The sequence below is a fragment of the Salmonella sp. 2020_1395 genome (genome assembly GCF_043848115.1).
GTDB classification, from domain to species: Bacteria; Pseudomonadota; Gammaproteobacteria; order Enterobacterales; family Enterobacteriaceae; genus Salmonella; species Salmonella enterica.
Window position 1 is genome coordinate 417,072 of record NZ_JBCMFH010000001.1, and the last position, 22,427, is coordinate 439,498.

General features: G+C 51.5%; 18 protein-coding genes. 9 read left to right on the forward strand and 9 right to left on the reverse strand.

All coding sequences use genetic code 11. The features are described from left to right. Nucleotides 1-32 precede the first annotated feature (32 nt). The 5 genes from treY to ACH0WD_RS02205 form a co-directional block, all read right to left on the reverse strand. Nucleotides 33-2,561 (reverse strand): malto-oligosyltrehalose synthase, encoded by a 2,529-nt coding sequence (treY, locus tag ACH0WD_RS02185; protein WP_000613161.1) that lies wholly within the window; start codon nt 2,559-2,561, stop codon nt 33-35. Beyond that, nucleotides 2,558-4,342, reverse strand: a complete 1,785-nt coding sequence (gene treZ / locus ACH0WD_RS02190) for a malto-oligosyltrehalose trehalohydrolase (RefSeq protein ID WP_000095556.1) — start codon at nt 4,340-4,342, stop codon at nt 2,558-2,560. Before treZ ends, treY begins: the two co-directional genes overlap by 4 nt. Nucleotides 4,343-4,470: 128 nt before the next feature. Beyond that, nucleotides 4,471-5,256, reverse strand: coding sequence for an OBAP family protein (locus ACH0WD_RS02195; RefSeq protein WP_000698590.1), 786 nt, complete (start codon nt 5,254-5,256; stop codon nt 4,471-4,473). 142 nt (nt 5,257-5,398) lie between these two features. Then, nucleotides 5,399-5,728, reverse strand: coding sequence for an acid-activated periplasmic chaperone HdeB (hdeB, locus tag ACH0WD_RS02200; RefSeq protein ID WP_001032161.1), 330 nt, complete (start codon nt 5,726-5,728; stop codon nt 5,399-5,401). Nucleotides 5,729-6,079: 351 nt separating this feature from the next. After that, the gene (locus ACH0WD_RS02205) at nt 6,080-6,511 is read right to left on the reverse strand and encodes an OsmC family protein (protein ID WP_000152297.1); all 432 of its coding nucleotides are present in this window, start codon (nt 6,509-6,511) and stop codon (nt 6,080-6,082) included. A gap of 511 nt (nt 6,512-7,022) precedes the next feature. Here ACH0WD_RS02205 and bdm point away from each other — a divergent pair. The 4 genes from bdm to adhP all read left to right on the forward strand — a co-directional run bounded on the left by bdm (nt 7,023) and on the right by adhP (nt 10,642). Beyond that, nucleotides 7,023-7,238 carry a biofilm-dependent modulation protein gene (gene bdm / locus ACH0WD_RS02210; protein WP_000495700.1) on the forward strand — a complete coding sequence of 72 codons (216 nt, stop codon included), beginning with the start codon at nt 7,023-7,025 and terminating at the stop codon, nt 7,236-7,238. A gap of 94 nt (nt 7,239-7,332) precedes the next feature. Next, on the forward strand, nt 7,333-7,476 hold the full coding sequence (gene sra, locus ACH0WD_RS02215) for a stationary-phase-induced ribosome-associated protein (protein ID WP_000841559.1): 144 nt from the start codon (nt 7,333-7,335) through the stop codon (nt 7,474-7,476). A gap of 176 nt (nt 7,477-7,652) precedes the next feature. Then, nucleotides 7,653-9,350 carry an NAD-dependent malic enzyme gene (locus ACH0WD_RS02220; protein ID WP_000450515.1) on the forward strand — a complete coding sequence of 566 codons (1,698 nt, stop codon included), beginning with the start codon at nt 7,653-7,655 and terminating at the stop codon, nt 9,348-9,350. Between the two features lie 281 nt (nt 9,351-9,631). Continuing rightward, nucleotides 9,632-10,642 (forward strand): alcohol dehydrogenase AdhP, encoded by a 1,011-nt coding sequence (gene adhP / locus ACH0WD_RS02225; protein WP_000642447.1) that lies wholly within the window; start codon nt 9,632-9,634, stop codon nt 10,640-10,642. Between the two features lie 90 nt (nt 10,643-10,732). Here the strand turns inward: adhP and fdnI are convergent, their stop codons facing one another. The 3 genes from fdnI to fdnG are packed head-to-tail and all read right to left on the reverse strand — an operon-like array spanning nt 10,733 to nt 15,327. Then, on the reverse strand, nt 10,733-11,389 hold the full coding sequence (fdnI, locus tag ACH0WD_RS02230) for a formate dehydrogenase-N subunit gamma (RefSeq protein WP_000045658.1): 657 nt from the start codon (nt 11,387-11,389) through the stop codon (nt 10,733-10,735). Continuing rightward, nucleotides 11,382-12,266, reverse strand: coding sequence for a formate dehydrogenase subunit beta (gene fdxH, locus ACH0WD_RS02235; protein WP_000061599.1), 885 nt, complete (start codon nt 12,264-12,266; stop codon nt 11,382-11,384). The genes fdnI and fdxH overlap by 8 nt, the downstream gene beginning before the upstream one ends. 13 nt (nt 12,267-12,279) lie before the next feature. Beyond that, nucleotides 12,280-15,327, reverse strand: a complete 3,048-nt coding sequence (gene fdnG / locus ACH0WD_RS02240) for a formate dehydrogenase-N subunit alpha (RefSeq protein WP_001574320.1) — start codon at nt 15,325-15,327, stop codon at nt 12,280-12,282. Nucleotides 15,328-15,604: 277 nt separating this feature from the next. Between fdnG and yddG the strand changes: the two genes are divergently transcribed. From yddG to ACH0WD_RS02255, 3 genes are all read left to right on the forward strand, one after another. Continuing rightward, complete coding sequence (yddG, locus tag ACH0WD_RS02245) at nt 15,605-16,486, forward strand: aromatic amino acid efflux DMT transporter YddG (protein WP_000203786.1); 882 nt, start codon at nt 15,605-15,607, stop codon at nt 16,484-16,486. A 524-nt stretch (nt 16,487-17,010) separates the two neighbouring features. Further along, the gene (gene ompD / locus ACH0WD_RS02250) at nt 17,011-18,093 is read left to right on the forward strand and encodes a porin OmpD (RefSeq protein WP_000769043.1); all 1,083 of its coding nucleotides are present in this window, start codon (nt 17,011-17,013) and stop codon (nt 18,091-18,093) included. Nucleotides 18,094-18,236: 143 nt separating this feature from the next. Next, the gene (locus tag ACH0WD_RS02255) at nt 18,237-18,617 is read left to right on the forward strand and encodes a GFA family protein (RefSeq protein ID WP_014343841.1); all 381 of its coding nucleotides are present in this window, start codon (nt 18,237-18,239) and stop codon (nt 18,615-18,617) included. A 24-nt stretch (nt 18,618-18,641) separates the two neighbouring features. On the opposite strand, the gene smvA is transcribed toward ACH0WD_RS02255, so the two are convergent. Beyond that, on the reverse strand, nt 18,642-20,129 hold the full coding sequence (smvA, locus tag ACH0WD_RS02260; RefSeq protein ID WP_000489734.1) for a methyl viologen efflux MFS transporter SmvA: 1,488 nt from the start codon (nt 20,127-20,129) through the stop codon (nt 18,642-18,644). 117 nt (nt 20,130-20,246) lie between these two features. On the opposite strand from smvA, the gene ACH0WD_RS02265 reads away from it, so the two are divergent. Further along, complete coding sequence (locus tag ACH0WD_RS02265) at nt 20,247-20,825, forward strand: TetR family transcriptional regulator (protein ID WP_000121044.1); 579 nt, start codon at nt 20,247-20,249, stop codon at nt 20,823-20,825. Nucleotides 20,826-21,038: 213 nt separating this feature from the next. Continuing rightward, entirely contained in the window at nt 21,039-22,427 is a 1,389-nt protein-coding gene (locus ACH0WD_RS02270; protein ID WP_000198246.1) for a NarK family nitrate/nitrite MFS transporter, read from the forward strand.

A 22,427-nucleotide genomic window follows, 5' to 3' on the forward strand; every position in this document is an offset into this window, starting at 1 on the left:
GTTGTCCTGTCACGGCACATCAACACATAAACTCAGTCGCTCATTAAAACCAGTACGCCGCCCTGGTGTGAGGCCAACGACAGGCGTTCACCAGGCATTAACCTCTCCTGGGTAAGCACATTGCGATAACGATGCTGATTAAGCTGTCCGGGTATAATAATGTCGGTTCCTGACCAGAAACCGCTATGCGATTGTGACAATAAGCCGTCACATTCGGCGAACACCAGTCGGGGCGCAACAACAATCAGCGCATCATCATGATTGACTCTGGCGTAAGCGATGACCTTGTCGGCACGCTGACCAACAGCCCGCAGCGGTATATAGTCGCCAAAACGGAAGAGCTCATGATTCTGCTGACGCAAACGCAGTAATGCAGCGGTGACATACTGATTCACCTGCCCGTTCAGCCAACTCTCTTCGCGCGAGAAAACTCCCGGCGTCAGTTGGTCTAACTGCTGCGCCAGCGTGGCGAAATCCGGTTCGCGGCGGTTGTCGGGATCGACAAGACTAAAATTTAACGCCTCGCTCCCCTGATAGATATCAGGTACCCCCGGCGCGGTTAACTTGATAACGGTCTGCGTCAGGCTGTTAACCAGCCCTGCGCGGATGAAGGGTTGCAAGGAACGATAAAAATCCTGCAAAAATGTCTGATTATCCGGCGCCAGTAAATAACGGGCGTAATCAAGCATTGCGGTTTCGTAAGCCTCATTACTGTCCACCCAATCGGTACGTAGCTTCGCTTCGCGTAGCGCTTTCTCCACAAAGGCTTCAAAGCGTATTTTCAGCGCGTTTAAACCTGTTTCGTCCTGTGGTTGTAGCACCGGGGGCCAGACGCCGGTCAGCGCCTGATATAACATCCACGTATCCGCCGATTTTGGCGCAGTGCCATCATTCAAAAATTTGACATGGGTCTGGTTCATCTGCCGCCAGCGGGCAAGGCATTCGCTCCACTGTTCCGGCGCTTCGGTAAGCGTATACAGGCGTGCTCGCGCATCCTCGCCTCGCTTGGTATCGTGGGTCGACGTACCGGATAACGCATCAGGCTGTCGCGCCTGTCGGGTTTTCATCTCATGGTGAAAGCGTTCGATGGAGAAGTGATGCGTGACGGGCTCGGCGCCAACTTCATTTAACGCCAGTCCCATGTTTTGACGAAAGAAAAGCGTATCCTCTACCGATTTCGCCATCAGCGGACCGGTGAGTTGTTGGAACCGAACACGAAACTGTGTCGCCTCCTCCTGGCTGGAGGTGGGAACATCGCCGGTAAGAAGGCGGCTCAGAAATGTAAGCGCTTCTGGCTGCGGAGGATTTTCAAGCGTCTTTACCCGTTCCACAATACGGTGTAACAGGCAAATATCGGTCGGCGGTAGCCCTTCTGCCGTGCCGTAAGTGCGATATACGGGAAAGGCAATTAATAACTCGCGTAACGCCTGCCGAACGACGCTCTCTTCCTGTGCGATCTGTAGCTCGCTGGCAATCGACAGCGCAAGCGCGAGCAGCCGGGTAAATTCCCCCTCGAAATTGCGATCGACCATCAGCAATTTAGCCGCCCGTAATTCCGCCCGCATATCCACTGGCGCGCCTGTTACGGTCTCGTAAGCCTGGCGCAGATTGTCTATCTGCCCATCGTCAACCAGCACCTCCGCCAGCGAGGCGATAAATTCATAGCCTGTGGTGCCGGAAACCGGCCAGTCATCAGGAAGTTGCTCGCCTTTAGCGAGAATTTTTTCCACGGTGATATAGCACGCCGGCCCCACTTCCTGACGTAAACGCGCAAGATAGGCTTTCGGATCGGCAAGGCCGTCGATATGATCGATACGTAAACCGTCAACCGCCCCCGTTCTGACCAGCTCCAGAATCAGCCGATGTGTATCGTCGAAGACGGTTTTATCTTCCACCCGCATTCCCACCAGCCCTGTGACCTCAAAGAAACGCCGATATGAAAGCGAGCGAGCGGCATCGCGCCAGGACATTAATTTCCACGGCTGGCGCTCATGCAAATCAGCAATAGCGGCTTTATCGGTAAGCGCCAGTATTTCGGCCTCGCGCCCCTGCCACGTCGCCGGCGCAAGCGGATAATAGTTATCATAATAGGCGAACGTGGGGTTACCCGTAGCGGGATCGGGCTTGATCGCAATTTCTCCGTTTTCCAGCACGGCGTCAAACGTGTCGCCTAAAAAAGGCAGCGTCAGTCGGCGCGACCAGTCAATATCGAAATGGCGCGCGTAACGGCTCTCCTTGCCATATTCAAGCACGTCGCGCCACCAGGCGTTTTCCAGCGAGCTGGCCATGTGATTAGGCACAATATCGATGATCAATCCCAGCCCTTGCGCTTTAAGTTCGGCCACCAGTCTTTCAAATCCTTCGCGCCCGCCAATAGAGGGCTCAATCTCATTCGCATCGGTGACATCATAACCATGCGTTGACGCTTTGGTGGCGGTAAAGATGGGTGAGGCATAAAGATGGCTGATACCCAGATTTTTAAGGTAAGGCACCAGCGCCGCAGCGCGGTCGAAGGTCATGCCATTGCGAAACTGAAGACGATACGTTGCAGTTGGGATCATGATGCAGACTCTCCCTGGGCTAAGCGGACAATAAGAGAATGTTGGGAAAGCGACCCGGTGGATTCATTCGGCCAGGCGAAGAGGGTCTTACCCGGTAAATCGGGCAGCAATACCGTCGTGGCGCTAATATTCAGCGCCAGTGACAGTGTTCCTCCCGGAAAACGCCAGCTAACGGCAATAAACCCGGGCGCGGTTTGCAATACCGTTCCTGAGCTCTCACGGGCAGCGGACAACAGCGGCACGATATGCTTCTGGCGCAAAAGCAGTAGTTCGCGGGTAAACGCCAGCCACGCTTTACCCTCTTCACTGTGCTGTTGCTTCCAGTTAAGTTTTGAGCGTTGAAAGGTCTCTGGCGCATTCGGGTCCGGAACATTTTCCCCTGCATGATCGGCAAACTCTTTTGCGCGACCTTCACGAACGGCGCGGGCTAAATCCCCATGGAAATCGGTAAAAAAAAGAAAAGGACGGCTTTCGCCATACTCTTCGCCCATAAAAAGCAGCGGAATATGCGGTGAAAGCAGCAACGTGGCGAGCAATACTTTTGTTCGTTCAGCACCCGCCAGGGTTATCAGTCTGTCGCCCTGGGCGCGGTTACCGACCTGATCGTGATTCTGAATAAAATCCACAAAAGCGACCGGGGGTTGTCCGGTACTTTTTACGCCGCGAGGTTCGCCGGTTTGTGGTGAAATTTCTCCCTGATAAGCGAATCCTTCGGCCAGCGCTCTTGCGAGGTGTTTTTCCGGGGCATCAGCAAAATCGTTGTAGTAGGCCTGGGTCTCTCCGGTCGCAAAAACGTGGACGGCATTATGAAAATCGTCATTCCATTCGGCGGTAAACAGCGGCGCATTGCCATCCTGATCTCGGGGATGCAGAGAAATAATATTGCGGCTATCTTCGGTGGTCAGATGAATGGATCTGTCGGTAATGTCTTCCCGAATACGTTGTGCGATTTCAACCAGCACATGCCTGGCGCTACTGTCCTCAATCTGATCGATAGCGTCAAAGCGTAAGCCGTCGAGATGGTATTCTGTCAGCCAGTATAACGGCGCCTCGATGATATAGCGCCGCACGGCGTCGACATCATAGGCGATACCATTTCCCCACGGCGTCATGCGCTCTTTGTGGAAAAACGCTGGCGCCAATAGCGGTAAATAATTTCCCTCCGGGCCGAAATGGTTCAGCACAATATCCAGGACGACGGAAAGACCATACCCATGCGCGGCGTCAATAAACGCCTTGAAATCATCCGGCGTCCCATAGGCAGAATGCGGCGCGTAAAGCAGTACGCCGTCATAGCCCCAGCCACGCTCGCCGCCAAATTGCGCAACGGGCATCACTTCAATAACGGTAACGCCGAGTTCAGCGAGATAAGGCAGCTTCGCTATTGCGGCGCGGAAGGTGCCTTCCGGAGTGAACGTGCCTGTATGCATCTCATACACCACGGCCTGCTCCCAACGGCTACCTTTCCACCCGGTGTTGCGCCACGCGTAGCTGCCTGGATCAACCACATATGACGGACCGTTGACGTCATTTTTTTGGGCGCGGGAAGCCGGATCGGGGACCACCATGCCATCGCTGAGTACAAAGTTATACTCCGTACCTGGCGTCACCCCGGAGACGTCCAGCGTAAACCAGCCGTCACCGCTCGCCTGCATTTCCTGGTCTTTACCCGCAAGCCTGAGCATAACCTTTTGCTGACCGGTGGCCCAAAGACGAAAGCGGACAACATCAGCGGCGATATATTCAGCCCCCCAGCTTTTGCAAAAAATTTTTGAACTCATTTGTCGCTCCGTTTAACCCATAACCTCTACAACATCCGAAGAACAAGCATAGACTATGGGGCTAATCTTTACGTGACACTGTCACATAACAGGCATTCTTTTTCGTATCTGCGTGTAAAACCGTGGAATTATTGTCGGGATTGCTCAGATGTACCGAAGTGCGCGGTATCGCCTCGCCCGTGTTCGCCAGAGCCCTGAACACGCTGTAGCTGGATAACCTCCCCCTGCTCCCAGGCGTTAGCCCCCTTAACAACGGGATGCTCAGGCAGATCCTGCCGCTCGCGTTTAATGGCCTGGGTATCAATTCCCAGACGGCGATCCCGATCGGCCAGCAGCGCGGGGTCAAGCTGCCCGTCGCCAGTAAAGCCCATCATCAGCGCAGGGATACCCATTGGCAGGGTTTTATCCCGGTCGGTATGCCAGGTGTGCCAGGTCTTGCCATAAGTATTAACAATCTTACTCATCAACGCTTTATCAGCGACCTGCGGTAAGCCAGGCGCCACCAGGCTACCGGATTTCACCTCGTACTGGTGGCTGTGCCACAGTTTTTTCTCCTCGGGAGGAAGCGTTTTAAATAAACGTTCGCTGATAATGTACTCCACCCCCATCAGGCGCGCGTTTTTCGTATTGCCGTCGTAAATCACCGCCTGCATGACATCTTCGTTCAGGACGGTAACGTAATGGTGCGCTTCCATCTGTCCGTTTTTATCACCGCTATAAAAATGGAACCCGTCAAGGTAGGTACTAATGGCATCGACAGGTGGTCTGGATTGAATAGCCGCCGCGCCTGTTTCCAGGGTACGTAATTCGGCAGATGTTTTTTCCCCGGGAATAGGCGTTTGCGGCGGCGTATTATTGGCGCCACATCCGGCCAGAAAAGGAATGATAAAGAGTGCCAGCGGTAAAATTTTCATTAGGTCTCCATATAGTGAAAGGGCTCTAATGAAAATAGTGCAATACCACGTGATTGGTAGAAGAAATGGAAGATGTTATTTGTGACGGTGTCACAAATAGTAAAACCCGACACACAGGCCGGGTTTTGATATCAGTTTACTCTTATTTTGAGAGTTCTTTCTTGATTTCGTCTTTTATTTTGCTTAATTCACTCTGCGGGTTTTTCTTACAAAGCTCAACGGCTAGCGGCACTGCTGTCGTCTCAGTTTCCTGGAAATCAACGTAGTCCCCGCCTTTAAAATCTTCATCTTCATTCAGCACCCAGAAAGCGACTGGCGCCATCGTCTGCGGATTGAGGTCAACAAACTCCTGGCAGCTCATACCTTTAGGCGTAACGTTTGTTTTAGTAGTATCTGTTGCCGCATTCACGCTAACACTGGTTACCAGCGCTGCCACGATAATACCTGCTGTAGCAAGGGAGAATTTATTCATTGTTGTTGCTCCAATAATTATATAAATAACCTCTACATCTGCGCGTTAACCCGTTAATGTAGAACACAGAAAATAATACCCCTCCTCTCTCAGGAATAAAGATCACCCTCCGTGATATGGCTATTATTGATATTTACGTTGACTGATTTTGATGTTTGATGAATAAAGCAACATGGCGAGCAGATTTTAAGGCGAAAAAGTAGACCACGACAATAGCCACAGACGTGGTCTACGGCGCGTTGAGGTGATAAAAATACGGCAGGATCTCAGATAGACCGGGAGCGAGCCCTCCGCCTGAAGGTATATTCATCAGCCCGATAAACAAGAGTCGTTACCGGGCTGGAGAGGTTATCAGGCGTTAAGCTGGTAGTCGAGGGTGATTTCCGCATTCAGAACCTGCGATACCGGGCACCCGGCTTTTGCTTTCTGGATGATTTGATCGAAAGTTGAAGCATCAATATCTGCTACCGCAACTTTGCTTTGTAGCGCAATTTTGGTAATGGCGAAGCCCGCCTCCACCTTATCAAGCGATACGTCAGCGGTGGTGTCAATGGATGTCGGCGTAAATCCAGCCTCTCCCAGCATGAGTGATAGCGCCATGGAGAAACAGGCCGCATGTGCGGCGCCAATTAGCTCTTCCGGGTTGGTTCCCTGCGCGCCTTCGAACCGGGTATTGAATCCATACGGTTGTTGATTAAGCACGCCGCTTTCTGTTGATACAGTACCTTTACCTCGTTTGATGTCGCCTTCCCAGTGTGCCTGACCTTTCTTATGGATTGTCATTTTTGCTCTCCTGTTGGCTCAAAAAATAAAGTATAGACCATGCTGCTAATCTGCGTTGTCCATGCCGATGGAGGTAGCATGTTGTCGATTACCCGTATTTCAGATATAGAAAATAGTTGTATGCTTTTTCAGTGATGAATATTAAACCAACAGGCCTCCCTTTCTTTAAAGAATATATCCTTCTTTTTATCCTTACTTTTTCTTTCGGAGGCGTATTCCATTATGTATATTTTCATTCAAATTAAGATTTGTCTTATCTCGTTGTAATAAAGGATAAAAATCGCAATAAGTAGCCTTTTAAATGTATATTAATTGACCGCCACTAGTATGAGGATATGTAATTGGCAAACGTAATATATTTTCTTGTGGGGTAAGCAATTAGAGTTCCGCCTTGCGTTAAAATAACTCCAGGACTAATCTTAACCACAGCCGCAAAAATATTTGCCATGCTGAATACGAATTAATTTTCTGCGAGCCGTACTAAATAAATACATGTTCACGGAGGCATTATATGTTTACTTATCACTCAGCAAATACCTCAGCAGCACAACCGGCCCTGGTCAACGCGATTGAACAAGGATTACGCGCGGAGTTAGGCGTTGTCACTGAAGATGATATTTTAATGGAGCTGACCAAATGGGTTGAGGCTTCCGACAATGACATCCTCAGTGACATCTACCAGCAGACCATCAACTATGTGGTAAGCGGGCAGCACCCGACTCTGTAAAACCTGCTATGCTGTATCGGCAACCTTAGGGGTTACGTTTCTTTCGCGTAAGCGAATTTGTCCTTAAAACTAGCAACAGGATTGAGGAGTTAACATGAAATCGAACCGTCAGGCTCGTCATATACTTGGACTGGATTACAGAATTTCCAACCAGCGTAAGGTTGTTACTGAAGGCGACACCAGCAGCGTGGTGAATAACCCAACCGGCAGAAAGCGCCGCGCCGACAGCCAAAAGTAATCGTACAGTCCTGAAATGACGTTAAACACCATTGCATCTGCAATGGTGTTTTTGTTTATAGGAATGACCTTAACGTCTCACAATGCTTTATACTCAGGGTCGGTTCCCTGGTGGAAGGCAATATATGATGATAAACGACGGTGCCAGGGACAGTTATTCGAAAAAGAGTGAGTAACATGGAAACTACAACCAAGAAAGCACGTTCCCTTTATATCCCTTACGCTGGCCCTGTATTGCTGGAATTCCCCCTGTTAAACAAAGGCAGCGCTTTTAGCGTAGAAGAGCGCCGCAACTTCAATTTGTCAGGGCTGCTGCCGGAGGTCGTCGAGTCGATTGAAGAACAGGCCGAACGCGCCTGGCTCCAGTATCAGGGGTTTAAAACAGAAATCGATAAGCATATTTACCTGCGTAACATCCAGGATACCAACGAAACGCTCTTTTATCGACTGGTGCAAAACCATCTTGAAGAGATGATGCCGGTTATCTATACCCCGACCGTGGGCGCTGCCTGTGAGCGCTTCTCTGAGATTTATCGCCGGGCACGCGGCGTGTTTATCTCTTATCCGAATCGTCACAACATGGACGACATTTTGCAGAATGTGCCTAACCACAACATTAAAGTTATTGTGGTGACGGATGGCGAGCGGATTCTGGGGCTTGGCGATCAGGGCATCGGCGGGATGGGGATCCCTATCGGTAAGCTGTCATTATACACCGCCTGCGGCGGCATTAGTCCGGCCTATACCCTTCCCGTTGTGCTGGATGTCGGCACCAACAATCAACAGTTACTCAACGATCCGCTTTACATGGGCTGGCGTCATCCGCGCATTACCGACAATGAGTATTATGCGTTTGTCGACGAGTTTATTCAGGCCGTTAAGCAGCGCTGGCCAGATATCCTGCTACAGTTCGAAGATTTCGCGCAGAAAAACGCAATGCCGCTGTTGACGCGCTATCGTGATGAGATTTGCTCCTTTAACGATGATATTCAGGGCACCGCAGCCGTGACCGTCGGTACGTTGATCGCCGCCAGCCGCGCTGCCGGCAGTCAGCTTAGCGAGCAGAAAATCGTTTTTCTCGGCGCGGGTTCCGCCGGATGTGGGATTGCTGAACAAATCATCGCGCAGACTCAGCGTGAAGGTTTAAGCGAAGACGCCGCTCGACAGAACGTTTTTATGGTCGATCGCTTCGGCCTGTTGACGGACCGGATGCCTAATTTATTGCCGTTCCAGGCAAAACTGGTGCAGAAATGCGACAATCTCCAGCACTGGGATACCGAAAATGACGTGCTGTCGCTGCTGGATGTGGTGCGTAACGTGAAGCCGGATATTCTGATCGGGGTTTCCGGCCAGACCGGGCTCTTTACTGAAGAGATCATCCGCGAGATGCATAAGCATTGCCCTCGCCCGATCGTCATGCCGCTCTCTAATCCCACCTCTCGCGTGGAGGCCACGCCACAGGACATTATCGCCTGGACGGAAGGCAACGCGCTGGTGGCAACCGGCAGCCCATTCTCGCCAGTCATCTGGAAAGATAAGGTTTATCCGATCGCACAATGTAATAACGCCTATATTTTCCCCGGCATCGGTCTGGGGGTTATCGCTTCCGGCGCATCGCGCATTACTGATGAAATGCTGATGTCAGCCAGTGAGACGCTGGCGAAACATTCTCCGCTGGTCAATAACGGCGAAGGATTAGTGTTGCCAGCGCTTAAAGACATCCAGGTCGTGTCGCGCGCTATCGCTTTTGCCGTAGGCAAAATGGCGCAGCAACAAGGCGTAGCGGTGAAAACCTCTGCGGAAGCGCTGCAACAGGCGATTGACGATAACTTCTGGAAACCGGAATACCGCGACTACCGTCGGACTTCCATTTAATACGTACCCGGCGGTGAATGCCGCCGGATATCACTTTCTTCTTTAGTTTTGGTGAGTCTGTCGACACACCTGAATTCCTTTCCCTGCTTATTTGTCAAGCTACTAATATTAGCCACCTTTATGTATTGAACGGGGATTTATCAGGATAATCCTGGCTAAACTATTACATTGTATTTCTGCCGCCTTGCATAACTCATCAGAAATATTAATCCTAAAGAGGTAATAGCACCTTACCTGCTATTACCTGCTATGCAGTTCACTATTAATAAAAGGAGAAGGTTATGAAAGCTGCTGTTGTCACACAAGATCATCAGGTTGATGTTACTGAGAAAACGCTGCGTCCCCTTCGCCACGGTGAAGCTTTGCTAAAAATGGAGTGCTGCGGCGTATGCCATACCGATCTACACGTGAAAAACGGCGATTTCGGTGACAAAACCGGCGTCATTCTGGGACACGAAGGCATTGGCGTCGTGGCGGAAGTCGGTCCTGGTGTCACCTCGCTGAAACCCGGCGATCGCGCGAGTGTCGCGTGGTTTTATGAAGGATGCGGACACTGTGAGTATTGCAATACGGGCAATGAAACCTTATGCCGCAACGTGAAAAATGCCGGTTACACGGTAGATGGCGGCATGGCCGAAGAGTGTATTGTCGTCGCGGATTATGCGGTGAAAGTACCGGAAGGTCTGGACTCTGCGGCGGCAAGTAGTATTACCTGCGCGGGCGTTACCACGTATAAAGCGGTGAAGATTTCTCATATTAAACCTGGCCAGTGGATTGCCATCTACGGTCTGGGCGGTCTGGGTAATCTGGCCTTGCAGTACGCGAAAAACGTTTTCAATGCGAAAGTGATCGCCATTGATGTCAATGATGGACAACTGAAACTGGCCGAGGAAATGGGCGCAGATCTGACCATTAATTCACGTACGGAAGATGCGGCTAAAATTGTGCAGGAAAAAACCGGTGGCGCGCACGCAGCGGTGGTTACCGCGGTCGCTAAGGCGGCGTTTAATTCCGCAGTAGATGCCGTTCGCGCCGGAGGCCGCGTGGTGGCAGTCGGGCTGCCGCCAGAAGCCATGAACCTTGATATCCCTCGCCTGGTGCTGGATGGCATTCAGGTTGTCGGTTCGTTGGTGGGGACACGCCAGGATCTGACCGAAGCCTTCCAGTTCGCGGCGGAAGGAAAAGTCGTGCCAAAAGTCGCTCTACGTCCGCTTGAAGATATCAACGTTATTTTTAAAGAGATGGAACAAGGGCAAATTCGTGGCCGTATGGTCATCGATTTCCGTCGTTAAACGATTTGCTGTGGTCGTCTGAGTATACAGACAGCAGATGAAAACAAGGCGCTACGAGGATAGCGCCTTATTTATCAGATCGCGAAAGAATTACTGAATACCTTTTTCGCTCTCTTTTTTTGCTTCCGCCTTCTCGATTTCACGATACCAGCGTGGATGATGTTTCTTCGCCCAGCGACGGCTGACCTTCCCTTCGATCATGCCTTTAATCGAGCCTTTCACCCAAAACGCCATATACATATGGATGAGGATCGCGTGCATTAAAATAATGCCCGCCGCCGCATGAATTAACAGGCTATAACGCACCACCTGCATGGGGAAATACTGCGCGAAATACGGACGCCAGATAATCACGCCAGTCACCAGCAGCACAAAAATCATGCTCATAATGGACCAGAACATCATCTTCTGTCCGGCATTGTATTTGCCGACATCCGCCACCTTATGCTCATTGCCTTTCAATACTTCGACAATATTTTTCAGCCACGGAATATCTTTTTTATCCGGGATGTTGTGGTGGACGAAACGCACGAACATAAACATCAGCGCGATGAAAATGGCAATACCGAAGAACGGGTGCAAAATACGTCCCATCTGCGGCGTGCCGAAAGTTTGCGTCAACCATTGTAGCGTCGGGAAGAAAAACGAAATCCCCGACAGCGCTACCAGGAAGAAGCAGATCACCACCGTCCAGTGACAGGCGCGGTCGACAAATTTCGTGCGCACAATCATTTTCGACTTACTCATGATGATCCTCCTCATCGTCGTCCGTTTCCTTATTCGGGCCAATACCGATGTAGTGGTAAATCAGACCGGCGAAAGTGGCGATAAAGCCCGCTGCGGCCAGCGGTTTTAGCGCCCCTTTCCACAGATTGATTGAGGTATCGATCTGCGGATCTTTCGGCAAGCCGTGGTACAACTCCGGCTGATTGGCATGGTGCAGCACATACATGACGTGCGTACCGCCGACGCCCTGCGGGTTGTAGATACCGGCATGTTCAAAGCCGCGCGCTTTTAACTTCTCCACGCGTTGCTCACCCAGTTCCAGCATCTCTTTTTTGGTGCCGAAGTGAATAGCCCCGGTCGGACAAGTTTTGACGCAGGCCGGTTCCTGGCCCACGCTGACGCGATCGACGCAGAGCGTACATTTATAAACGCGGTTGTCCTCTTTGTTGAGGCGCGGAATATTAAACGGACACCCGGCGATACAGTAACCACAGCCGATACAGTGTTCAGATTGAAAATCAACAATCCCGTTCGCGTACTGGATGATAGCCCCGGCAGATGGACAGGCTTTAAGACAGCCTGGATCTTCACAGTGCATACAACCATCTTTACGAATCAGCCACTCCAGCTTGCCGTTCTGCTCGGTTTCGGTAAAGCGCATCACCGTCCAGGACTTGGCGCTGAGATCGGCAGGGTTATCGTACACCCCGACACAATGACCAACGTTATCGCGAATATCGTTCCATTCAGAACAGGCTACCTGGCAGGCTTTACAGCCGACACAGGAGGAGACGTCGATCAGTTTCGCGACTTCAGCTTTGTAATCACGCGCCTGCGGAGGCGGCGTGATGGCGTTTGTTGCGGACCGTTTAATAATGTCCTGCGTTTCCATAGACATATGTTCGCCTCCCTTACGCCTTCTCGATGTTAACTAAAAACGCTTTGTATTCCGGCGTTTGCGAGTTGGCATCACCGACATTTGGCGTCAGAGTATTGGCGATATAGCCTTTGCGCGCGACACCCTCAAAGCCCCAGTGAATCGGGATCCCCACCGTTTCAACCTGCTGACCGTTGACATGCAGAGTGCGAAGACGACGAGTTACCACCGCGACCGCGCGAATAAACCCGCGTTTACTGCTCACCTTCACATAGTCGCCGTTAGCAATACCTTTCGCTGCCGCCAGCGTCTCACTGATCTCCACAAACTGTTCCGGCTGAGCGATAGCGTTAAGTAGCGCATGTTTGGTCCAGGTATGGAAATGCTCTGTGAGGCGGTAAGTCGTGCCCACGTACGGAAACTGCTCCTTCTTACCCATGCGCAGCGCATCTTCTTCATACAGACGCGCCGCCGGGTTCGAGACCACATTCGGGTGCAGCGGGTTAGTGCCCAGCGGCGTTTCCATCGGCTCGTAGTGTTCAGGGAACGGCCCTTCCGCCATTTTATCAATAGCAAACAGACGTCCCAGCCCTTCCGGCTGCATGATAAACGGATTGGTCCCGCTCCCCGGCGCCGCGTTGTTAAAGTCCGGAATATCGTTCCCTGTCCACTTCGCGCCGTTCCACTGGATCAGCATCCGTTTTGGATCCCACGGTTTACCCTGCGGGTCCGCCGAAGCGCGGTTATACAATACGCGACGGTTTAGCGGCCACGCCCACGCCCAACCCAGTGTATTGCCAAGCCCTGACGGGTCGGCGTTATCACGTCTGGACATCTGGTTGCCCTGCTCCGTCCAGCTACCGGTATAAATCCAGCAGGAGGAGGATGTCGTACCGTCATCGCGCAGTAATGCAAAACTGCTCAACAACTGGCCTTTCCTGGCAAGCAGTGTACCGTTAGCGTCATAGAGATCTTCCAGCGCATAGCCGTTGTTCTCTTTCGCCACTTCTTCCGAATGCGGTTCATCCGGCTGCTTGTAGTTCCAGCTCATCTTCAATAGTGGTTCGGCGCCTTTACCGCCTTCTGCGCGATACATTTCACGCAGACGATGGTAAATACCGGCCAGAATCTCGCCGTCGTTACGCGCTTCGCCCGGCGCGTCCTGACCTTTCCAGTGCCACTGTAACCAGCGACCGGAGTTAGCGATAGAGCCATCCTCTTCCGCAAAACAGGTAGACGGCAGACGGAAGACTTCGGTCTGAATCGTTGTCGGATCGACATCATTAGATTCGCCGTGGTTCTGCCAGAACGTTGACGTTTCAGTCACCAGCGGATCGATAACGACCAGATACTTCAGTTTGCTTAAGCTTTGCACCACTTTGTTTTTGTCCGGGAAGGACGCCACCGGGTTAAAGCCCTGACAGAAATAGCCGGTGACTTTCCCGCTATCCATCATGTTGAAATATTTGATCACGTCATAGGACTGATCCCACTTAGGCAGCCAGGCAAAGCCCCAGTCATTCTCTTTCTGCGCCGCATCGCCATAGAAAGATTTCATCAGGCTGACGAAGAACTTAGGATAATTACCCCAGTAGTTGACCTGATCGGCCAGCGTCGCTTTGGGGGTATTCGCTGCCAGATAAGTTTGCAGATCGGCCTGTTTTTCTGACGGTAGCGTCAGGTAACCCGGCAGGCTGGTGGAGAGCAGTCCTAAATCCGTTAAACCCTGAATATTAGAGTGGCCGCGCAAGGCGTTCACACCGCCGCCAGCCATCCCCATATTGCCGAGCAGCAACTGGATCATCGCCATAGTACGGATGTTCTGCGCCCCGACGGTATGTTGCGTCCAGCCCAGCGCATACAGGAAGGTGGTAGTGCGATCCGGAGCGCTGGTAGAGGCCAACACCTCACACACCTTCAGGAAGTCTGCTTTCGGCGTACCGCAGATGTTTTCCACGACGTCCGGCGTATAGCGCGAAACGTGCTGCTTCAGCAGATTCCACACACAGCGTGGGTGCGTCAACGTTTCATCACGTTTGGCATAGCCGTTTTCATCGAACTGGTAGTTCCAGGAGGATTTATCGTACTGACGCTTTTGGGCGTCATAGCCGCTGAAAAGACCGTCATCAAAGGCAAAATCATCCCGCACCAGCAGGCTGGCGTTGGTGTAATGCTTAACGTATTCAGCGTTGATTTTGTTATTTTCGATCAGGTACAGCAAAACGCCGGACAGAAAGGTAATGTCTGTACCGGAACGTATTGGCGCATAGATATCCGCCACCGACGCCGTACGCGTAAAGCGTGGATCAACGACAATCAGCGTCGCATCGTTATTGTTTTTCGCTTCCATCGCCCAGCGGAAACCCACCGGATGCGCTTCTGCGGCATTGCCGCCCATCACCATCACGACGTTGGCGTTTTTAATATCCACCCAGTGGTTGGTCATCGCACCGCGACCAAATGTTGGAGCAAGACTTGCTACCGTTGGTCCGTGTCAAACGCGCGCCTGGTTATCTACCGCCAGCATACCGAGAGAACGCGCAAACTTCTGCGTCAGCATACCCGTTTCATTGCTGGCCGCCGAGGCGCACAGCATTCCGGTAGAGAGCCAGCGGTTAACCGTGACGCCCTGCTCATTCTTTTCAATAAAGTTGGCGTCGCGGTCGGCTTTCATTAATTTAGCAATACGAGTGAAAGCGTCATCCCAGCTAATGCGCTGCCACTTGTCGGAACCCGGCGCGCGGTATTCCGGATAGCGTAGGCGATCTTCACTGTGAACATAGTCCAGCAAACCGGCCCCTTTCGGGCACAGCGCGCCACGGCTTACCGGATGATCCGGGTCGCCTTCAATATGGTAAATCGCTTCTTTCGCGTTTTTTGCCCCATCTCCCAGGCTATACATTAATAGCCCGCAACCTACGGAACAGTATGTGCAGGAGTTACGGATCTCTTTTGCGCGCAACAGCTTATAGTTTCGCGCCTGAGCCAGGGCCATTTTAGGGGTAAAACCCAGTGCGGCCACCGTTGTTCCCGCCATACCGCCCGCGCAGATTTTAAAAAATTGTCTGCGGCTGACGTCCATTGCTTTCCTCTTTTTTCCACGGATGCACGCCTCCTTCGAACTGCAGCAAAACCTCAGCCCAGGATGCGTGTATAACTTCGCGAGGAAACTAACAGCAAAATCGATAACTTTTTTGCGTCAAATCAATATTGAAACGGTTCCGCTATTAAATAGCCCTATTTTTAAACTGCAATAACTCCAGGGAGGTACTAAAAAATGACACTGCATGGCATCGCCCTCGGAAAAAGTGCTATAAGTGGCAGTTTATTTTGCGCGGTATTCAGGACAGTCACAAAGCATGACATCACAAAAAGCAACGCTAATAGGGCTTGTTGCCATCGTTCTGTGGAGCACGATGGTTGGGTTAATTCGCGGCGTCAGCGAAGGTCTTGGACCGGTAGGCGGCGCAGCCATGATCTATTCATTAAGCGGCCTGCTGCTGATTTTTACCGTCGGATTACCTGATATCCGCCGTTTCCCGGGGCGATACCTCATCGCAGGCAGCGTACTGTTTGTCAGTTATGAAATATGCCTGGCGCTTTCTCTCGGTTATGCCGCCACTCGCCATCAGGCTATCGAAGTCGGCATGGTTAACTATTTATGGCCCAGCCTGACTATTCTGTTTGCCATTCTTTTTAATGGGCAAAAAACTAACTGGCTTATTGTTCCTGGATTGCTTATTGCACTTACTGGCGTTTGCTGGGTTCTGGGGGGCGAGAATGGTCTTAATGCCGGAGAAATTATCAACAATGTCGCCACCAGTCCGCTAAGTTATTTACTGGCATTTCTTGGGGCGTTTATATGGGCGACATACTGCACGGTCACCAATAAATATGCGCGTGGTTTTAACGGTATCACCGTCTTTGTGTTACTCACCGCCGTGGCGTTGTGGTTCCACTATTTTCTTACACCGCAACCTGCCATGATATTTAGCCTACCGGTGATTGCTAAACTTTTTACCGCGGCATTAACGTTAGGGTTTGCCTACGCCGCATGGAATGTGGGCATACTTCATGGCAATGTGACTATCATGGCCGTAGGGTCGTATTTTACCCCCGTCATGTCCTCTGCTCTGGCAGCGCTGTTACTCAGCTCACCACTGTCATTCTCCTTCTGGCAAGGCGCAGTCATGGTTTGCGTAGGTTCACTACTTTGTTGGCTGGCAACGCGGCGGCGCTAATAGCGACGGGCGGGCCGATATTGATATTAAATCGACCCGCTGTACCTTGACACTCTTCATAACACAACTACGCTTTTATCTATCGCCTGTGCGTATTTGACGATTTTCCATTTTCACGTGCTCCTCCTGCGCCATACCAGGATTGCGCTGGTAAAAATGAATTTTATAAAATCGTTAAATATGTTAATGTAATGATATAATTATATTAACAAATATATAATTAACGTTAGCTCGCAACTGTTATTAGTGCATATAATAATCAGTCGTTACTACCAAAAATAAAACCATAAACAGCCCAATAGTCCCCTCCGAAAATATATCTTATTAGACAGTCCCTATTTGAATTAATACTCTCAAATGTATTAAGGAGATCTCGATCACACAAATTAAAATAATTTGTAATCTTATGAAACTTATTATTGAACTTATGCCACTCCGTCATTTAAAAATAGTCTGCCATTGACAAACGCCTCGTTTAACAATGGTTGAGGAAACACGCTAAGAAAATTATAAGGATTATTAAAATGAAACTTAAGTTAGTGGCAGTGGCAGTGACTTCCCTGTTGGCAGCAGGCGTTGTAAATGCAGCCGAGGTATATAACAAAGACGGCAATAAACTGGATCTGTACGGTAAAGTTCACGCTCAGCATTATTTCTCTGATGATAACGGAAGTGATGGTGACAAAACTTACGCGCGTCTGGGCTTTAAAGGCGAAACGCAGATCAATGACCAACTGGTTGGTTTTGGCCAGTGGGAATATGAATTCAAAGGCAACCGTACTGAATCTGAAGGTTCCGACAAAGACAAAACCCGTCTGGCATTCGCTGGTCTGAAATTCGCTGAATACGGTTCTTTCGACTACGGTCGTAACTACGGCGTTGCTTACGACATCGGCGCATGGACCGACGTTCTGCCAGAGTTCGGTGGCGATACCTGGACCCAGACTGACGTATTCATGACCCAGCGTGCTACCGGCGTTGCCACCTACCGTAACACCGATTTCTTCGGTCTGGTTGAAGGTCTGAACTTTGCCGCGCAGTATCAGGGCAAAAACGATCGTGACAATGAAGTAGAAGCAAACGGCGACGGTTTCGGTCTGTCCGCAACGTATGAGTACGAAGGTTTTGGCGTGGGTGCGGCCTATGCGAAGTCTGACCGTACTGACCGTCAGGTGCGCAACGGCACCAATGGCCTGTATGCTTCTGGCCAGAATGCGGAAGTGTGGGCTGCTGGTCTGAAATATGATGCGAACAATATCTATCTGGCGACCACCTACTCCGAAACGCTGAATATGACCACATTCGGTAAAATCGACGGTATTGCTAACAAAACTCAGAACTTTGAAGCTGTTGCTCAGTACCAGTTCGACTTCGGTCTGCGTCCGTCCATTGCTTACCTGAAATCCAAAGGTAAAGATCTGGGTGCTTACGGCGACCAGGATCTGGTTGAGTACATCGATGTCGGTGCTACCTACTACTTCAACAAAAACATGTCCACCTTCGTTGATTACAAAATCAACCTGCTGGATGACACCAACTTCACTAAAAATGTTGCGCAGATCAGCACTGACAACATCGTTGCTGTTGGTCTGAACTACCAGTTCTAATTTTGTTGTAGTCTGAATACAAAGCCAGTCCTTTCAGGGCTGGCTTTTTCTCTTGATGTAGACTCGGTCATAAGGAGTATGCCGTGCAGACGTTCACTGGTCGTTGTCTTTGCGGACAGAGCCATTTTACCGTTGACGTCGAAATGCTGGATGTCTATGCCTGCCATTGTACGCTGTGTCAAAAATGGTCGGGTGGAATAGCCATGTATCTGGAAGCCTGCGGGCAACCACAGCTAGCCCCCCTTTCCCCGGAACCGCCATACTTTTCATCCTCTTCGCGCGGCGAACGCTACTTCTGTTCCGGCTGCGGGTGTCCGCTGTGGTTTCGGCTTACCGATACCGATCGCTATTTTATTCCCTGGACCTTACTGGAACTGAACGAAGTTGATCGCCGTCGGCTGATTCTGGCTGCGGAAATTTATACCGAAACCCAGCCTGCCTTTTGGCGACTGACGGGGCAATACGCACGCCTCAGCGGTAAAGAAGTTGAGGAAATGGACTCCCCCTGTCAGCTAGCGCATTAAGCGCTTATCTCATCAGGCGTTATGTTATCGGCGTTGGGCTTTTGCCAGGCTGAACCACATCCCTACCGCCAGCAAAAGAAGCATACTCCCGGCGCTGCTTAACGCCACGCTATGCGACCAGATAAAGGCGTGTCTGGCGGCGTCCAGTATTGCCTGCCCCTGCGTGGGCGGTAGGCTATTCGCCAACTGCACGGCTTCTCCCATTGAAGATGACGCTCTGGCAATCTCTTGCGCCTCAAGCCCGGCAGGCAGACGGATAGACGCGGAGAAGCTACGGCTTAACAACAGACCGAAAATGGCGATGCCCAGTCCCGCGCCCAGTTCATAAGCCATCGTTTCTATCGCGCCGGCCGCCGCCGCTTTTTCTGCCGGCGCAGCGGCCATAATTGCCGACGTGGAAGCCAGCAATGCGCTGGCGGCGCTAAATCCCAGCAGCGCCATCAGCCCCCAGGCCTGCCATTGTTGGGTGCTGAAATCCGTCATCGCCAGGCCATAAAAACTCAGCGCGCTTAACGCCATGCCGCCCGTCGCGACCAGCCGTAGTCCCAGACGCGAGACCAGCGCGCCCGCAATCGGCCCGCTGAATCCACTGGCGACCATCACCGGCAGCATAAATACCCCGGCCTCGTAAGGCGATAGCCCGTGAACAAACTGCAGCTCTTGCGCCATCAGCAGCTCAAAGCCCACCAGAGTGATCATCGCGGTCATCGCCATCACGACGCCGCTCAGGATAATGCGATGGGTAAATAGTCGCATATCAATCATCGGACGCGATGTCGCAAGCTGTGTGCGGATAAAGAGTCCCAGGAGCAGCGCGCCGGTAAGCAGGGTAAGCGAGATGACCCACAGCGACAGATGCCCTTTCAGCGCGGTTTTAGCGCTATAGACCAACAGCAAAATGGCAATAATCAGCATCACCGCATGGCCAAGATTGAGCGGTTGATCGCGACGGCCCGCCTGGCGAGGAACATAGCGGGCGGTTAAGCCCATGACGACCAGCACAATCGGCACGTTGATCAGGAAAACCGATCCCCAGTAAAAATGCTCTAATAATATGCCGCCGATGAGCGGCCCAAACGCCGCTCCGCCCGAACCTACCGCTGCCCAGACGCCCAGCGCCATGTTGCGATGCTTCTCTTCACAAAAGGTGGCGCGTATCCCGGCCAGCGTCGCCGGTACAATCATCGCCGCGCCAATAGCCAGTAATACCCTGGTGGCGATAAGCCAACTGGCGGTATGCGAAAACGCCGCCGCCAGTGATGCCAGGCCAAAGAGCGTCCCGCCCAGCATCAGCAGGCGTTTAAAACCGATACGATCGCCAAGCGCGCCCATCGGCAACACCATGCCAGCCATGACCAAAGAATAAATATCAATGATCCACAGCAGCTCGTTGCCGCTGGCCCCCAGTGTCATACTCAGTGTCGGCGCGGCGACATGCAAGACCGTGGCATCAATGGCGACAGGAATATAGACCAGCACAATAATGACTAACGTTAACCACTGACGAAACATAACTCTCCCTTCAAAAACTCAAATTTGGACGCTTGTCCAGTTTCAGGATCCTACGGTAAGTTGAACGAATGTCCAGCTTTTTGTTACACTGCGCGCATTGGCTAATGTGGGGAAAATATGAGTTACCTTAACCGGGATGAACGCCGCGAAGTGATCCTGCAAGCGGCGATGCGCGTGGCGCTGGCAGAGGGGTTTGCCGCCATGACGGTGCGACGAATCGCATCAGAAGCCGATGTCGCCGCCGGACAGGTGCATCACCACTTCAGCTCGGCGGGTGAGCTCAAAGCGCTGGCCTTTGTCCATTTGATCCGTACCCTGCTTGATGCCGGGCAAGTTCCGCCGCCTGCCACCTGGCGTGCACGGCTTCACGCTATGTTGGGTAGCGAAGACGGCGGCTTTGAGCCTTACATAAAATTGTGGCGAGAGGCGCAAATTCTGGCCGATCGGGATCCGCACATCAGAGATGCTTATCTCCTCACGATGCAGATGTGGCATGAGGAAACGGTCACAATTATCGAGCAGGGCAAACAGGCAGGAGAATTTACGTTTACTGCTAACGCCACGGATATCGCCTGGCGGCTTATCGCACTGGTGTGCGGGCTAGACGGTATGTATGTGCTGGGTATTCCGGAAATGGCCGATCCCGCGTTTAAATACCATCTGGATCGTATGATTACGCTTGAACTCTTTGCGTAAAGTTACAAATAATTTAATAAAAATCACTTTTAGCTTACAAATAGTAACAATTAAGAAACATTATATCTCCTCTTCGCGCCGCGCTGGCCTGGTTTTTTATCTATTCTTTCACTCAATATTCTAAAAAAACTTCAATAAGTTCTCAAAAGAGCGCGTGACGCTCTGTCTCTTTTTTGTGTTTTTTTCAAATGATATGCGCATGTGAGGGGTAAAATGACACGACAAAACGAGAATTATAACCGTTATCTCTTGAGTGACTGGCGACCCGAAAATCCAGCCTTCTGGGAGAATAAAGGGAAAGGCATCGCCAGAAGAAACTTATGGATTTCAGTAAGTTGTTTGCTCCTGGCATTTTGCGTCTGGATGTTGTTTAGCGCTGTTGCCGTCAACCTCAATAAAATTGGATTTAATTTTACCACCGACCAACTCTTTTTATTAACCGCATTACCTTCTCTTTCCGGCGCAATATTACGCATTCCCTACTCCTTTATGGTGCCACTGTTTGGTGGCCGTAAATGGACCGTATTAAGTACCGTAATATTGATTATTCCCTGCGCCTGGCTGGGATTCGCCGTGCAGAATCCTGCCACCCCTTTCGGGGTATTTATGCTCATCGCTCTGTTGTGCGGTTTTGCGGGGGCAAACTTCGCGTCCAGTATGGGCAACATCAGTTTTTTCTTTCCAAAAGCCAGACAAGGTAGCGCGTTGGGTATTAACGGCGGACTGGGAAATCTTGGCGTCAGTGTGATGCAGTTGATTGCGCCGCTGGTTATTTTTCTGCCGATATTTACTTTTTTAGGCGTCCAGGGCGTGCCGCAACCTGATGGCTCCCTGCTCGCCCTCACTAACGCCGCCTGGATCTGGGTGCCGTTACTGGCTGTCGCGACGCTTGCCGCCTGGTTTGGTATGAACGATATCGGCAGTTCAAAAGCGTCTGTCGCCTCGCAATTGCCGGTGCTAAAACGTCTGCACCTGTGGCTGCTTAGCCTGCTGTACCTGGCGACATTCGGGTCATTCATCGGCTTTTCCGCAGGTTTCGCCATGCTCGCCAAAACGCAATTTCCCGACGTAAACATTCTGCAACTGGCGTTCTTTGGCCCCTTTATCGGCGCGCTGGCGCGATCGGCAGGCGGCGTGATCTCCGATAAATTCGGCGGCGTTCGCGTAACGCTCATTAATTTTATCTTTATGGCGCTGTTTACCGCCCTGCTATTCCTCACGCTGCCAGGCTCCGGCGCAGGCAGCTTTAGCGCGTTCTATCTTGTTTTTATGGGCCTGTTTTTGACAGCGGGTCTCGGCAGCGGTTCTACCTTCCAGATGATTGCGGTGATCTTCCGTCAGATCACGCTCTACAACGTCAAACTGCGCGGCGGGAGCGATGAGCAGGCGCAGCGCGAAGCGGTGACGGATACCGCCGCCGCGCTCGGTTTTATCTCCGCTATTGGCGCTGTGGGCGGCTTCTTTATTCCAAAAGCGTTTGGCACCTCTTTGGCCTTGACCGGCTCGCCGGTGGGCGCCATGAAAATCTTTTTGCTGTTTTACATCGCTTGCGTCCTGCTGACCTGGCTGGTCTACGGGCGTCGTAAGCCTAAACAACAATAA